Genomic DNA, 13,292 nt, shown 5'->3' on the forward strand with positions numbered 1-13,292 from the left:
GCGTCCCCCTTGTGACCGCGCGAAGCGCGCGCCGGCCGGTGGACCGGGCTCCGCCTCCAGCGCCGCCCCTCACACCGCGGCACCGGCAACCACGGGAAGTACCCCGCCCGTTCGCTCCCCGGCGTGCCCGGATCCCGACCGGGGCGAAAGCGAACGCGGCCAGGCGGAAGGGAACCCGGCCGGGCGGAAGGGAACCCGCCCGTCCGCTACCCGTACTCCGCGGACCCGGCACCTTCGGCCGTCCGTTCTCCGGGAGCGGGCGTCCCGCCCGCGACAGGCGCCTCCACCGCGCGTTCGGTCTTGGTCCAGTGCCCCCGCCCGGTGACGATCTGCCCCAGAGCGCGCCAGCCGGCCGCGAAGCTCAGATACAGGCTGACCACCACGGCGGGGGACCAGCAGACCGCCTTCCAGAGCGGAAGGTCGTCCGTCCGGTGCCAGTAGAGCAACGCCGCCGCCAGGTAGGCGGCGAAGGGAAGCGCCTGCCAGGCCAGGAGGTTGAGCCATACCGGGCCGGGCACGAGGAGAGGCGTGCCGACGCCGTGGCCGCACAGCGCGCGGAAGATCGAGTAGTGCTGGACGACCGAGGCCGGCAACGTGACGACGTACGGGCCGAGCAGGTAGCCGGTGAGCTCGACGCGGCCGAGGAAGCCGACGGCGGGACGTGCCCAGAGTTCCGGCAGGCGCTTGATGGCGCTCATGTGACCGTGGAACCAGCGGGTGCGCTGGCGGAGCAGCCGGCGCGGGCTGGTCAGCCCCTGCTGGGAGACGTACGCCGTGGTGGTGGAGGTGACCGTCCAGCCCCGGGCGGCGAGGCTGATGCCCAGGTCGAGGTCCTCGGTCAGGGAGTCCGACCAGGGCTGGGTCCCGACGCCGTCGAGCGCGGACAGCCTGCTGAACTGGCCGTTGCCGCCCATGCTCACCGAGCCGGTGCGGACCCGGCCGAACTGGGTCAGTGCGCTCAGGGCCCAGAACTCCATGTCCTGCAACCGCAGCAGCAGGCGGTGCCTGCCGCGGATGCGCACGGCCAACTGGACCGCGCCCACCCCCGGTTCCGCGAACAGCCGCGTCACCCGGTTCGCGGCGCCCGGCGTCATCCGGCCGTCGGCGTCCAGAACGCACACCAGTACCCGCGACGCGTCGAGGCCCTCCTTCCCCGCCCGCTCGCGCACCGCACGCAGGCCGGTGTTGAGGGCCGCGCCCTTGCCCTGCCGCGCGGCCGGCGGCGTCCTGCGGAGGAGGGTCACGCGGTCGTCGCCGACGGCGGCCACGATGCGGGAGGTGGCGTCGTCACTGCCGTCGTCCACGACGACGGCGCGCACACCCGGCTGCCCGTCGAGCAGGCACCGCAGGGTGTTGCCGACGACGCGTTCCTCGTTCAGACAGGGAAGGAGGACGAAGACGCTCCAGTCGGCGGGGAGCGGGGCGGGCCGCTCGTGTGCCGCTCCCAGCTGACCCCGGAGTGAGCCGTCGGCGCGGCGGGCGAGGGCGATGCCCCGGAGGAGGAGCGGGATGTTGTACACGACCGTGCACAGGGCGACCCCGAGGGCGACGTATTGGGCGATCCTGTCCAGTGCGGCCACGGGATCCTTTCCGCGGGCGTTCTCGTCCGGGACGCGCGGCTTCGACGACCGGCCGGCTTCGAGAACCGGCGGGTTCGACGACCGGCGAGCCTTGAGGGTCACCCGGCTCCGGGAACCGCCCGGCTCCGAGGGCCGCCCGGCCTTGAAGCGGGGCCTCGCGGGCGGCGCCTCTCTCGGCTCGTCGCTCTCGTCCGGTCTTCGGGCTACCCGGGCGGGATGCCGGTTCCACCCCGATGCGCCACGATTCCGAATATTTGCCGTGGCCACCTACGTACACGTCCGCGCCCCGGCGCACGTCGCGCTCCCCGTCGCGGGCCGCGAGCCCGCCGCGCCCTCGAAAGAGTCACCCTTGATTCCCGCCCGGCCCAGGGCGTTGGCTGGGCGCATGGAGTACACGCAACTCGGGCGCACGGGACTCAGTGTCAGCCGGATCGTTCTCGGGACGATGAACTTCGGACCGCGGACCGACGAGGCCGACAGCCACGCGATCATGGACGCCGCCCTCACTGCGGGCGTCAACTTCTTCGACACGGCCAACACCTACGGTTCCCGCGACGACCGCGGCCGGACCGAGATCATCATTGGCGACTGGTTCGCCAAGGGCGGCGGCCGGCGGGACAAGGTGGTGCTGGCCACCAAGGGGTACGGCGCGACGGAACCGGGGGCCGAGGGCGAGTGGCCCAACCGGTCCCGGCTGTCGGCGCTGAACATCCGGCGGTCCGTGGAGGCCAGCCTCCGGCGGCTCCGCACCGACCACATCGACCTCTACCAGTTCCACCACGTGGACCGGGAGACGCCCTGGGAGGAGATCTGGCAGGCGGTCGACGTCCTGGTCCAGCAGGGCAAGATCCTCTACGCCGGTTCCTCCAACCACGCCGGCTGGCACATCGCCCAGGCCAACGAGACCGCCCGCAGTCTCGGCTCGTACGGGCTGGTCAGCGAACAGTGCCTGTACAACCTGGTCGAGCGGCGGGCCGAGATGGAGGTCATCCCGGCGGCCCGGGCCTACGGGCTCGGCATCATCCCCTGGTCGCCCCTGGGCGGCGGGCTGCTGGGCGGGGCGATCCGCCGCGCGGCGGAGACGGGACGGTCGGCGGAGGCGCTCGCGAACACGGCGGTGCGGGAACGCGTCCAGGCGTACGAGGACGTCGTCGACGCGCATGGGCTCGTGGCCGGCGAGGTGGCCCTCGCGTGGCTGCTGGCGCGGCCGGGGGTGACCGGGCCGATCGTGGGGCCCCGGACGGTGGAGCAGTTGGGCTCCGCCCTGAAGGCTGTGGAGTTGGAGCTGCCGGAGGAGCTCCTGGTGTCGCTGGACGAGATCTTCCCGGGGCCGGGCGAGACGCCGGAGGCTTTCGCCTGGTAGGGGTGCTGCCCCGGTCCCTCCCCCAGAGGGGGCACCCCCACTTCGCCGATTCCTGGGGCTGCGCCCCAGACCCCGCTTGTCGCGGCTTCGCCGCTCGTCCTCAAACGCCGGACGGGCTATATCAGCCCGTCCGGCGTTTGAGGACAGCGCGCGCAGCGCGCTTCAGGGGGTCCGGGGGGCTCGCCCCCGGGAAGCGGCGAAGTGGGGGTGCCCCCTCTGGGGGAGGGACCGGGGCACCCCCCGCCACAGGCGGCAATCAGCGCACAGCCGCCACCACGGCCACAATGACGAGCACCAGGGCAAGCGCCCCGGTCATGATCCGGTTTCTGGTCTTCGGGTCCACCTTGGAAGGGTAACGAACCCCCTCAGTTCCCCCTCGGTACCCCCTCATCACCCCAGCCCCCAGGACCGCACCGTCTCGTAGCGGGGCCGCTCCCCCGGCACCCCCGAGCCGGGCAGCCGGCTGTGGACCAGTTCCAGCCGCTCGGCGGTCCAGGGTGAGCCCTGGAAGTCGGCGAGCGCCTCCGCGTACGGCCGGAGGGGGACGCCGCCGCCGGCGCGGGCGAGGGTGAGGTGGGCGTGGAAGGGGCGGGACTCGTCGACGGGGATGCCCGCGCGGCGGGCGGCCGCGCCGGTGGAGCGGGCGAGGGCGCGGAGGGTGGCGACGTCGCCGTCCGCGCCGGTCCACAGGACGCGGTCGCCGAACCGGCCGCCGCCCGCCAGCCGGAGCTCGTGCGCGGGGTGGCGGTGGGCCGCCCGGCCCAGGCGCTCGGTGAGGTCCGGCAGCAGCGCCTCGTCCACCTCGCCCAGGAAGGCGAGGGTGAAGTGCCAGGTCGCGGGGGCGGCCCAGCGCAGCCGTCCGCTGTCGGGGAGGGCGTGCAACCCGGCCACCGCCGCGCCGAGTTGGGACAGGGCGGCCGGCGGGGGAATGACGGCGACAAAGAGGCGCATGCCGATTAGTGTCGCGCGGATGGAGATCACGCAGCGGGAAGACGACCGGCTGGTCATCAGGAAGGGCGGGGTCGAGGACCTCCCCGCGGTCCTCGCGATGCTCGACAGTGCCGTCGCGTGGCTGACGGCCCGGGGCCGTCCGGGGCAGTGGGGCACCGAGCCGTTCTCGGCGCGGCCGGCGAGCGTCGACAGGATCCGCGACAACCTGGCGTCGGCCACCGCCTGGATCGCCGAGTGCGACGGCATACCCGTCGGCACGCTGACGCTGGCTCCCCGGCCGTCCGAGTACGTCGAACCGGCCGGGGAACCGGAGGTGTTCATCCGCCTGCTCGTCACCGACCGCCGCCGCGCGGGCCGGGGCACCGGCGCGGCGCTCCTCGCGCACGCGGTGCGGGAGACCCGGCGGCAGGGCGTGGACCTGCTCCGGGTGGACTGCTACGCGGGCGACGACGGGCGGCTGGTCGCGTACTACCGGGGCCAGGGGTTCGTCCCGACGGAGACGTTCCGCGTGGGCGACTGGCCGGGGCAGGTGCTGGAGCGCCGGGTGGGGTGACGAGGGCCCCGGGAGCCCCCGCCGCCTCACTTCACGCCGCCGTCGTCAGCGCCCCCGCCGTCTCCCCTCACGCCGCCGTCGTCAGCGTCCCCGCCTCCTGCCGCTCCTCCGCCGGCGCCGGCCGGCGTGGCACGAAGCGCACGGGCCGGCGGCCGCGCCGCAGGTCGACCTGGAGCCGCAGGCCGGCGGCGCGGGCCAGGCCGAGGCCGATGCCGGCCGCCGCGAGGACGGAGATCACACCGCCGGCCGCGAAGCCGACGCGGGCGCCGTAGGCGTCGGTGATCCAGCCGACGAGGGGCGCGCCGATCGGGGTGCCGCCCATGAAGACCATCATGTAGAGGCTGAGCACCCGGCCGCGCATGGCGGGGGCGACGGCCAGCTGCACGCTGGAGTTGGCGGTGACGTTGATCGTCAGACCGAACATCCCGATGGGCACCAGGAGCACGGCGAACAGCCAGAACGTGGGCGACAGGGCGGCGGCGACCTCCAGCAGTCCGAAGACGAGGGCCGCGCCGACCATGACGCGCCGCCGCGAGCTGCCGCGTCGGGCGGAGAGCAGGGCGCCGGCCAGGGAGCCGGCCGCCATCAGGGTGTTGAGCAGGCCGTAGGTGCCGGCGCCGGCGTGGTGGACGTCGTTGACGAACGCCGTGAGCCAGATGGGGAAGTTGTAGCCGAAGGTGCCGACGAAGCCGATGAGGATGATCGGCCAGAGCAGGTCGGGCTGTTCGCGGACGTGCCGCAGCCCCTCGCGGAGCTGTCCCTTGCCGCGCGGGGCGGTCTCGGCCTTGTGCAGCTCCCCGGTGCGCATCATCAGCAGACCGGCGATCGGGGCGATGTAGGAGAGCCCGTTGAAGAGGAAGGCGGCGCCGCTGCCGACGGCGGTGATCATGACACCGGCGACGGCGGGACCGACGAGCCGCGCGGTCTGGAAGTTGGCGGAGTTGAGGCTGACGGCGTTGCCGAGGTCGGCGGGGCCGACCATCTCGTGGACGAACGCCTGCCGGGCGGGGTTGTCGACGACCGTGACGAGGCCGAGGGCCAGGGCGGTGAGGTAGACGTGCCACACCTGGACGTGGCCGGAGAGGGTCAGGACCGCGAGCGCGAGGCCCGTCAGTCCGCTCGCCGCCTGGGTGACGAGGAGCAGGAGGCGCTTGGGGCACCGGTCGGCGATGACGCCGCCGTACAGCCCGAGGAACAGCATCGGCAGGAACTGCAGGGCGGTGGTGATGCCCACCGCGGCGGAGGAGCCCGTGAGGCCGAGGACCAGCCAGTCCTGGGCTATTCGCTGCATCCAGGTGCCGGTGTTCGACACGACCTGGCCGGCGGCGAAGAGCCGGTAGTTGCGGATCCTGAGTGAGCTGAACATGCCCCCCTTGCGGGTCAGGGGGGTGGTGCGTGCGTCGTCGTGGCGGTTCGGTGCGGGTGCGGAGTCTGCTCCGGGTCCCGTACTCAAAGTGGGTTCGCCTCCTTTGCTCGGGCTACAAGTGCGCGAGTTTCTCCAGTACCGGTGCGGCGGCGCGCAGCGTCGCCCACTCGTCCTCGTCCAGTCGCCCGGCCAGCTCGGCCAGCCAGGCGTTGCGCTTGCGCCGGCTCTCTTCGAGCATGGCCTCGGCCCGCTCGGTCTGTGTGACCACCTTCTGCCGGCGGTCCTCGGGGTGCGGTTCCAGCCTGACCAGGTCCTTGCTCTCCAGCAGCGCGACGATGCGGGTCATCGACGGCGGCTGGACGTGCTCCTTGCGGGCCAGCTCCCCCGGGGTGGCCGAACCGCACCGGGCCAGGGTGCCCAGGACGGACATCTCGGCCGGGCTGAGCGATTCGTCGACCCGCTGGTGCTTGAGCCTCCGGGACAGTCGCATGACACCCGAGCGCAACGCGTCGACGGCGTCCGTGTCGGGGTCGGTGCCGCTGTCGGCGGCGGCGGTGTCCGAGGGCTGCTGTGCGGGGTCGGGGACCTCAGGGGAAGAGGTGCGGGACAGGTCCGGCATGTTCATTAGATTAACTCATTATTTCACCTAAGGAAAGTGTGCACGGACGGGCGCACGGGAGCAGCGGGGTCCCAGGGGCGGGCCGCAGAGGGGCGCACGGCGGCAGGTACGCGCCCTCGACGCCTCGCGCGACTCGCCGCCCCCAGCACTTCGCCGCCGCAGTTCCCCGTAGTTCCTGGCACTTCCTAGCAGTTCCCGTGATTCCTAGCCGCCTTCATACATGGCTTATTACGCTCGGCTCATGACCCCAGCTCGCCGTGGCAGCACCAGCGTCACCAGCGTCTCCCTGCGGACCGAGACCCTGGAAGCCATCCGTGCGCGCGCAGGCCGGCAAGGCGTGTCCGCATACGTGGAGGAAGCCGTTCAGCGGCAGCTCCAGCGGGAGGCGATCGACGACTTCATCGCGGCCGCCGAAGCCGATCACGGCCCGGTCGACCAGGCCGAGGTGGATGCCCAGGTGGAGCGTCTGCGCACCTTCCACGCCGCCCGCCGGAGCGGGTCAGCCCCGGAGAACGCCGCGTGAGCGGGACGCTGGTTCTCGACAGCGAAGCCCTCTCCACGCTGTGCCGCCGGCATCGCACCATGACCGTGTGGCTGGACGTCGCCCGAAGACTGGACCTCGTGGTGGTGACCAGCGCCGCGGCCCTCGTCGAAGCACGCGACCCCAAAGTGCCACAGGCGGCGTTCGACCACGCGGTATCCCTGACCAAGGTGCGCCCCGTCACCGAGGAGATCGCCCGCGCGGCTGGAAGGCTGCTGGCGACCGAGGGTCCGCACGGCCACAAGTACGCCATCGACGCGATGCTCGCGGCCACCGCGCATGCGGAGCACGGGGACGTCACAGTGATCACCAGCGACGTCGACGACCTGCGTCGGCTCTGTCGGCCCCATATCGCCGTCGAGGCGGTCTGACGCCGGACGGCACGACGGCCGGGGCAACCGTCACCGGTTGCCCCGGCCGTCGTGGCCGCGTGCGGGGAAGGGCTACTTCACGCCGAGCGCGCGCTCGATCGGGTCGAGCATGAAGTAGACGAGGAAGCAGGCGCCCACCACGTTGAGGAGCCAGGGGATCTCGCGGGCGCGGCGGTCGGCGACGCGGAGGAGGATGAAGGCGAGGACGCCGATGCCGATGCCGTTGGTGATGGAGTAGGTGAACGGCATCGAGACGATCGTCAGGAACGCGGGGATCGCGATCGTGAAGTCGCTCCAGTCGATCTCCTTGACGTTGGCCGCCATGATCAGGAAGCCGACGACGAGCAGGGCCGGGGTGGCGGCCTGGGAGGGGACGACGGTCGCCAGCGGGGTGAAGATCAGGGCGAGGAGGAAGAGGCCGCCGGTCATGAGGTTGGCGAGGCCGGTGCGGGCGCCCTCGCCGACGCCGGCGGTGGACTCGACGAAGCAGGTGTTGGCGGAGGCGGAGCCGAGGCCGCCGGCGGCGACGGCGACGCCGTCGACCATCAGGATCTTGCCCATGTTGGGCAGCTGGCCGTTCTCGTCGGTGAGCCCGGCCTCCTCGCCGACGCCGATGATCGTGCCCATCGCGTCGAAGAACCCGGACAGCAGCACGGTGAAGACGAACAGGCAGCCGGTGAGCAGGCCGACCTCGTGGAAGCCGCCGAAGAGGCTGATGTTGCCGACCAGGCCGAAGTCGGGGGTGGCGACGACGCTGTCGGGGATGCGGGGCACGCTGAGGCCCCAGTTGAGGTCCGGGATCACGGCCAGCTCGTTGATCAGGATCGCCACGAAGGTCATCACGACGATGCCGATCAGGATCGCCCCGGGCGCCTTGCGGACGACCAGGATGAACGTCAGCGCCAGCCCGGCGGCGAAGACCAGCACCGGCCAGCCGTGCAGCTGACCGCCCTGCCCGAGGCCCATCGGGACGGTGGTGTGGGCGGCGTCCGGGTTGCGGGTGACGAAGCCCGAGTCGACCAGGCCGATCAGCGAGATGAACAGACCGATGCCGATGGCGATGGCGCGCCGGAGGCCATTGGGGATGGCGTCCATGACGCGCTGCCGCAGGCCGGAGGCGACCAGGAGCATCAGCACCAGGCCGGCCAGGACGACCATGCCCATCGCGTCCGGCCAGCTCATCTTGGGGGCGAGCTGGAGCGAGACGACAGCGTTGATGCCGAGGCCGGCGGCGCAGGCGATGGGGACGTTGCCGATGGCGCCCATGAGGACGGTGCTGAGGCCGGCCATCAGCGCGGTGGCGGTGACCAGTTGGGCGTTGTCGAGCTGGTGCCCGAACTTGTCCTGGCCGGCCCCGAGGATGATCGGGTTCAGGATGATGATGTACGCCATCGCGAAGAACGTGGCGAGACCGCCGCGCAGTTCGCGGGCGACGGACGAGCCCCGCTCGCTGATCCGGAAGTAGCGGTCGAGCGGACCGCCGGACGGCGTCGGGGACGGCTGCTGGGCGTCGACCGGTGCGGTGGCCGAGGAGGACATGCGGGACCTCAGACGTACGGGACGGGGGCCGAGGCCCACGGAGCGGTTGGCGGGGAGGGCGGGATCGAGCACGGCTGGATGTTCATACAAAAGCAGCCGATCAGATCCGACTCGTTTCAGTATGAATAAACAAGCCCCGAATTGCTATCTCCGCGCGTAGACCCCTATAGGCCCCGGGGATCCGGCCAAGATCGTCGTCTCCGGACGGACTAGGCTGGCGGCCATGACGAAGTGGACACCCAGGCACGAGGCGCCGGAGCCCCTGGAGGGCAATGTCGTCGCCACCATCACCGGCGGCACGATCGTGTGGTTCGTCCTCTTCGTCGTCCAGCTCCCCTTCTACGGCCGGCTCTCCGACGGCGGCCACCTGTGGTGGCTGTGGACCTGTCTGACCGGCGGCGGGCTCGGCCTCGTCGGCGTCTGGTACGTCCGCAAGCGGGACGCCGCGATCAAGCGGCACGCGGCGGCGCGGGAGAACGAGCGCAAGGCGGCCGAAAGCATCCCTTCGGAAGGTGAAACGGGCTGAACGCCCGTACCGTCGGATGCATGAGCGATCCGGCGCAGACCGCGGGCGAGGCCGCGGACCAGGACGCACGCGGGGCCCCCGGCCGACCGCCGCGCCGGCACCCCGGGCTGACCGCCGCGGAGGTCGCCGAGCGTGTCTCCCGGGGCGAGGTCAACGACGTCCCGGTGCGCTCCTCCCGGTCCGTGGGCGAGATCGTCCAGGCCAACGTCTTCACCCGCTTCAACGCGATCATCGGCGTCCTCTTCCTGATCATCCTGGTCGTCGGCCCGCTCCAGGACGGCCTCTTCGGCTTCGTCATCGTCGCCAACACCGCGATCGGCATCCTCCAGGAGCTGCGCGCCAAGAAGACCCTCGACTCGCTCGCGGTCATCGGCGAGTCCAAGCCCACCGTCCGCCGCGACGGCACGCCCGTCCCCCTCGCCACCGGCGAGATCGTCCTCGGCGACGTGATCGAACTCGGGCCCGGCGACAAGTGCGTCGTCGATGGCGAGGTGCTGGAGAGCGACGGCCTGGAGATCGACGAGTCGCTGCTGACCGGCGAGGCCGACCCGGTACTGAAGAAGCCCGGCGACAAGATCATGTCGGGGTCGTTCGTGGTCGCGGGCGGCGGCGCGTTCGCCGCCACCAAGGTGGGCCGCGAGGCGTACGCGGCACAGCTCGCCGAGGAGGCGTCCCGCTTCACCCTCGTCCACTCCGAGCTCCGCACGGGCATCAGCCAGATCCTCAAGTACGTCACGTGGATGATGGTCCCCACCGCCGTGGGCCTGATCATCAGCCAGCTCGTGGTGCAGGACCACGACTGGCGGGAGGCGGTCCGGCGGATGATCGCCGGGATCGTGCCCATGGTCCCCGAGGGGCTGGTGCTGCTGACGTCCGTCGCCTTCGCGATCGGCGTCATCCGGCTCGGCAACAAGCAGTGCCTGGTCCAGGAGCTGCCCGCGATCGAGGGCCTGGCCCGCATCGACGTCGTCTGCCTGGACAAGACCGGCACCCTCACCGAGGGCGGCATGGACGTCTCCGACCTGCGGCTGCTCGCCGACGCCGAGGAGGCGTACGTCCGGCAGGTGCTCGGCGCCCTCGGCGACTCCGACCCGCGCCCCAACGCCAGCCTCCAGGCGATCGTCGACGCCTACCCGGACGGCGAGGGCTGGCGCTGCGCCGAGGCACTCCCCTTCTCCTCCGCCCGCAAGTACAGCGGCGCCGAACTCCACTCCCCCGACGGCGAGGTCGCCACCTGGCTGCTGGGCGCGCCCGACGTGCTCCTCAAGGAGGGCGACCGGGCGCTCGGCGAGGTCGAGGAGCTCAACTCCCAGGGCCTGCGCGTCCTGCTGCTCGCCCGCGCCGGCCGCGACCTGGACGACCCGCGCGTCGCCGAGGACGTCAGCCCGGCCGCCCTCGTCGTCCTCGAACAGCGGCTGCGGCCCGACGCGGCCGACACCCTGCGCTACTTCGACGAGCAGAAGGTCGCCGCGAAGGTCATCTCCGGTGACAACGCGGTCTCCGTCGGCGCGGTCGCCGCCAAGCTCGGGCTGCCGCGCGCGGAGTCGCCCGTCGACGCGCGCAAACTGCCCGCCGAGCGCGAGGACATGGGCAAGGCGCTCGACGAGGGGTCGGTTTTCGGCCGCGTCACCCCGCAGCAGAAGCGGGACATGGTCGGGGCGCTCCAGGCCCGCGGGCACACGGTCGCGATGACCGGCGACGGCGTCAACGACGTGCTGGCGCTCAAGGACGCGGACATCGGCGTCGCCATGGGCGCCGGCTCGGAGGCGACGCGGGCCGTCGCCCAGATCGTGCTCCTCAACAACAGCTTCGCCTCACTGCCCTCGGTGGTCGCCGAGGGGCGCAGGGTCATCGGCAACATCACGCGGGTGGCCACGCTCTTCCTGACCAAAACCGTCTACTCGGTGCTGCTCGCCATCCTCGTGGTCTGCACCCGGGTGCCGTACCCCTTCCTGCCCCGGCACCTGACGCTGCTGTCCACCCTGACGATCGGCGTTCCCGCCTTCTTCCTGGCCCTGGCGCCCAACAAGGAGCGCGCCAAGCCGCACTTCGTCCGGCGCGTGATGCGCTACTCCGTCCCGGCCGGGCTGATCGCGGGCCTCGCGACCTTCGCCACCTACCTGCTGGCCCGCTACTACTACACGGGCGCGGGCTCCCTCGACGCGGAGACCAGCGCGGCGACGCTCACGCTGTTCCTGATCTCGATGTGGGTGCTGGCGATCATCGCCCGGCCGTACACGTGGTGGCGGGTGCTGCTGGTGGCAGCGATGGGCGTGGCGTTCCTGGTGGTCCTGGGGGTGCCGTGGCTCCAGCGGTTCTTCGCGCTGAAGCTGGTGGGGACGACGCTGCCGTGGGCGGCGGTGGGCGTCGCGGCGGTGGCGGCGGTGGTGCTGGAGGTGGCCTGGAGGTGGGTGGGGCGCCGGTTCCCGGCGTAAGACGGAGTGACGCGCCGGCGTGAGGGGACGACGCGGCGGGCGACCGGGACCGGTGCCCGCCGGCTGACGGTCGACAGTGATCTCACGCGGACGGCTGCTCGTCCTCCAGGAAGTCCCGCAGCTTCTCACGCAGCTCCGGTGTGTCCTCGTGCTGATGCACGGAGACGGCGTGCTCGGCCGCGGCCCGCAGGACCTCGTCCTCCTCGCCGGAGATGGTGAGCGTGCAGTGCGACTCGCTGGGGTACTTGCGGCAGTCCGCCACTTTCCTGGTCATCTCGGCCTCCCGGGTCCCGAACGAACCGGATCGGTACTTCCCAGCGTAGGACGACGCGGCCGAGGCACACCTCAGTCGCCGAGCACCCGCCGGACGTGCGCGGCCAGTGCCGCACGCAGCCGCTCCGGGTCCTGGCCGCGCTCGCCGACGAGGTGCTCGACGAGGTCGGCGCGGACGGCCGCCAGCAGCGCGTGGGCGGTGAAGGACGCGTCGTCGCCGTCCCCGTCCCCGCCCGGCAGCCGGCGCAGCGCGTCCGTGAGCACGTCGTGCCACCACCCGTAGTGGCCCGCCGCGCGCCGCCCGCGCCCTCACGGACCCGGCGGCCCCCTGCCGCGAGCTCGTCCTCACCGGCCCGCGCGCCCTGAGCTACGCCGAGGCGGCGGCCGTCGTCGCGGACGTCACCGGCCGCCCCGCCCGCCACCGGCCCGTCCCGGCGGCCGAGTTGCGGGAACGGCTGGCCGCGGACGGGCTGCCCGCGCCGTTCGCCGCCCTGCTCACGCGGCTGGACGAGGACATCGCGGCGGGGGCGGAGGACCGGGTGACGGACGAGGTGCGACGGATGACGGGGCGCGAGCCGCGCGACTTCCGCGCGTTCGCGGCGGAGGCGTTCGCGCGAGGCGCGTCGGGCGCGCCGGGCGCGGCGGGTGCGCCGGGCGCGGCGGGTGCGCCGGGCGGGGCGGGTGCGCCGGGCGGGGCGGGTGCGCCGGGCGGGGCGGGCGCGTCGGGTGCGCCGGGCGGGGCGGGGCGGGCGCGTCGGGTGCGCCGGGCGGGGCGGGCGCGCCGGGCCTCCGCATAGTGCGGGCACGCCGCAGCCGGGCGCTCCGCGGACCCCTCGCTCCGGACGGACGCCTCGGAGAAGGGGTCGGCGGGAGGCTCGGGAAGACGCCCCCGGGCCTCCCCCAGCCCCCAGAGGACGCGCCCACCTCAGCCCGGCTCAGCCGCGCTGCGCCCGCTCGTAGACGGCCTTCGCGACCGCGCCGAAGCGGGGGCCGGACATCGTCCGGCTGCCGTCCGGGGAGTCGCCGTGGCTGTTGACCGACACTAGCGTCCCCAGACCGGACTTGGCGTCGAAACCGGCCAGCCAGGGGCCGCCGCTCGACCCGCCCGCCAGGTCGCAGGGGATGACCACCTCGTCGTCGGGCCCCGCCTTGGTCGTCCCCCGTGCAGGCCAGCA

The 13,292-nt window shown here is 72.8% G+C and carries 15 protein-coding genes; 7 read left to right on the plus strand and 8 right to left on the minus strand.

What is annotated here, in order from left to right; all coding sequences use genetic code 11:
* Positions 1-206: 206 nt before the first annotated feature.
* Positions 207-1,580, minus strand: a complete 1,374-nt coding sequence (locus K7I03_RS13060; RefSeq protein WP_185941460.1) for a glycosyltransferase — start codon at positions 1,578-1,580, stop codon at positions 207-209.
* A 385-nt stretch (positions 1,581-1,965) separates the two neighbouring features.
* Here K7I03_RS13060 and K7I03_RS13065 point away from each other — a divergent pair, with 385 nt between their 5' ends.
* On the plus strand, positions 1,966-2,943 hold the full coding sequence (locus tag K7I03_RS13065; protein ID WP_185941461.1) for an aldo/keto reductase: 978 nt from the start codon (positions 1,966-1,968) through the stop codon (positions 2,941-2,943).
* Positions 2,944-3,333: 390 nt separating this feature from the next.
* Here K7I03_RS13065 and thpR read toward each other — a convergent pair whose 3' ends face one another.
* Positions 3,334-3,894: an RNA 2',3'-cyclic phosphodiesterase gene (gene thpR / locus K7I03_RS13070; protein WP_185941462.1), complete on the minus strand. Its 561-nt coding sequence runs from the start codon at positions 3,892-3,894 to the stop codon at positions 3,334-3,336.
* A gap of 19 nt (positions 3,895-3,913) precedes the next feature.
* On the opposite strand from thpR, the gene K7I03_RS13075 reads away from it, so the two are divergent.
* A complete protein-coding gene (locus tag K7I03_RS13075) occupies positions 3,914-4,447 on the plus strand; it encodes a GNAT family N-acetyltransferase (RefSeq protein ID WP_185941660.1) in 534 nt (177 codons plus the stop codon).
* A 67-nt stretch (positions 4,448-4,514) separates the two neighbouring features.
* Here K7I03_RS13075 and K7I03_RS13080 read toward each other — a convergent pair whose 3' ends face one another.
* Both K7I03_RS13080 and K7I03_RS13085 read right to left on the minus strand, forming a co-directional pair.
* A complete protein-coding gene (locus tag K7I03_RS13080) occupies positions 4,515-5,900 on the minus strand; it encodes an MFS transporter (protein ID WP_185941463.1) in 1,386 nt (461 codons plus the stop codon).
* A gap of 25 nt (positions 5,901-5,925) precedes the next feature.
* Positions 5,926-6,432, minus strand: coding sequence for a MarR family winged helix-turn-helix transcriptional regulator (locus K7I03_RS13085; RefSeq protein WP_398857106.1), 507 nt, complete (start codon positions 6,430-6,432; stop codon positions 5,926-5,928).
* Positions 6,433-6,673: 241 nt separating this feature from the next.
* Between K7I03_RS13085 and K7I03_RS13090 the strand changes: the two genes are divergently transcribed.
* Together K7I03_RS13090 and K7I03_RS13095 are read left to right on the plus strand one after the other, a co-directional pair.
* The gene (locus K7I03_RS13090) at positions 6,674-6,955 is read left to right on the plus strand and encodes a hypothetical protein (RefSeq protein WP_185941464.1); all 282 of its coding nucleotides are present in this window, start codon (positions 6,674-6,676) and stop codon (positions 6,953-6,955) included.
* On the plus strand, positions 6,952-7,344 hold the full coding sequence (locus K7I03_RS13095) for a type II toxin-antitoxin system VapC family toxin (protein ID WP_185941465.1): 393 nt from the start codon (positions 6,952-6,954) through the stop codon (positions 7,342-7,344). The genes K7I03_RS13090 and K7I03_RS13095 overlap by 4 nt, the downstream gene beginning before the upstream one ends.
* A gap of 72 nt (positions 7,345-7,416) precedes the next feature.
* Here K7I03_RS13095 and K7I03_RS13100 read toward each other — a convergent pair whose 3' ends face one another.
* A complete protein-coding gene (locus tag K7I03_RS13100) occupies positions 7,417-8,883 on the minus strand; it encodes an NCS2 family permease (protein ID WP_185941662.1) in 1,467 nt (488 codons plus the stop codon).
* A 223-nt stretch (positions 8,884-9,106) separates the two neighbouring features.
* Between K7I03_RS13100 and K7I03_RS13105 the strand changes: the two genes are divergently transcribed.
* Positions 9,107-9,409, plus strand: a complete 303-nt coding sequence (locus tag K7I03_RS13105; protein ID WP_185941466.1) for a DUF2530 domain-containing protein — start codon at positions 9,107-9,109, stop codon at positions 9,407-9,409.
* Between the two features lie 20 nt (positions 9,410-9,429).
* Entirely contained in the window at positions 9,430-11,844 is a 2,415-nt protein-coding gene (locus K7I03_RS13110) for an HAD-IC family P-type ATPase (protein WP_185941467.1), read from the plus strand.
* 82 nt (positions 11,845-11,926) lie between these two features.
* Here the strand turns inward: K7I03_RS13110 and K7I03_RS13115 are convergent, their stop codons facing one another.
* Both K7I03_RS13115 and K7I03_RS13120 read right to left on the minus strand, forming a co-directional pair.
* A complete protein-coding gene (locus K7I03_RS13115) occupies positions 11,927-12,118 on the minus strand; it encodes a DUF1059 domain-containing protein (RefSeq protein ID WP_185941468.1) in 192 nt (63 codons plus the stop codon).
* 71 nt (positions 12,119-12,189) lie between these two features.
* Positions 12,190-12,381 (minus strand): hypothetical protein, encoded by a 192-nt coding sequence (locus tag K7I03_RS13120; RefSeq protein WP_313772140.1) that lies wholly within the window; start codon positions 12,379-12,381, stop codon positions 12,190-12,192.
* Between the two features lie 179 nt (positions 12,382-12,560).
* Here K7I03_RS13120 and K7I03_RS13125 point away from each other — a divergent pair, with 179 nt between their 5' ends.
* Positions 12,561-12,914 (plus strand): hypothetical protein, encoded by a 354-nt coding sequence (locus tag K7I03_RS13125; RefSeq protein ID WP_224347026.1) that lies wholly within the window; start codon positions 12,561-12,563, stop codon positions 12,912-12,914.
* Between the two features lie 138 nt (positions 12,915-13,052).
* On the opposite strand, the gene K7I03_RS13130 is transcribed toward K7I03_RS13125, so the two are convergent.
* Positions 13,053-13,247 (minus strand): trypsin-like serine peptidase, encoded by a 195-nt coding sequence (locus K7I03_RS13130; RefSeq protein ID WP_224347027.1) that lies wholly within the window; start codon positions 13,245-13,247, stop codon positions 13,053-13,055.
* Positions 13,248-13,292: the final 45 nt, after the last annotated feature.

Origin of the sequence: Streptomyces mobaraensis (assembly GCF_020099395.1) — a bacterium.
In the GTDB taxonomy this organism is placed as follows: Bacteria; Actinomycetota; Actinomycetes; order Streptomycetales; family Streptomycetaceae; genus Streptomyces.

Excerpts from the sequence above, each read along its gene's own strand:
- K7I03_RS13065 (WP_185941461.1), top strand. The coding sequence starts at position 1,966 with ATGGAGTACACGCAACTCGGGCGCACGGGACTCAGTGTCAGCCGGATC.
- thpR (WP_185941462.1), bottom strand. The coding sequence starts at position 3,894 with ATGCGCCTCTTTGTCGCCGTCATTCCCCCGCCGGCCGCCCTGTCCCAA.
- K7I03_RS13075 (WP_185941660.1), top strand. The coding sequence starts at position 3,914 with ATGGAGATCACGCAGCGGGAAGACGACCGGCTGGTCATCAGGAAGGGC.
- K7I03_RS13085 (WP_398857106.1), bottom strand. The coding sequence starts at position 6,432 with ATGCCGGACCTGTCCCGCACCTCTTCCCCTGAGGTCCCCGACCCCGCA.
- K7I03_RS13090 (WP_185941464.1), top strand. The coding sequence starts at position 6,674 with ATGACCCCAGCTCGCCGTGGCAGCACCAGCGTCACCAGCGTCTCCCTG.
- K7I03_RS13100 (WP_185941662.1), bottom strand. The coding sequence starts at position 8,883 with ATGTCCTCCTCGGCCACCGCACCGGTCGACGCCCAGCAGCCGTCCCCG.
- K7I03_RS13105 (WP_185941466.1), top strand. The coding sequence starts at position 9,107 with ATGACGAAGTGGACACCCAGGCACGAGGCGCCGGAGCCCCTGGAGGGC.
- K7I03_RS13110 (WP_185941467.1), top strand. The coding sequence starts at position 9,430 with ATGAGCGATCCGGCGCAGACCGCGGGCGAGGCCGCGGACCAGGACGCA.
- K7I03_RS13115 (WP_185941468.1), bottom strand. The coding sequence starts at position 12,118 with ATGACCAGGAAAGTGGCGGACTGCCGCAAGTACCCCAGCGAGTCGCAC.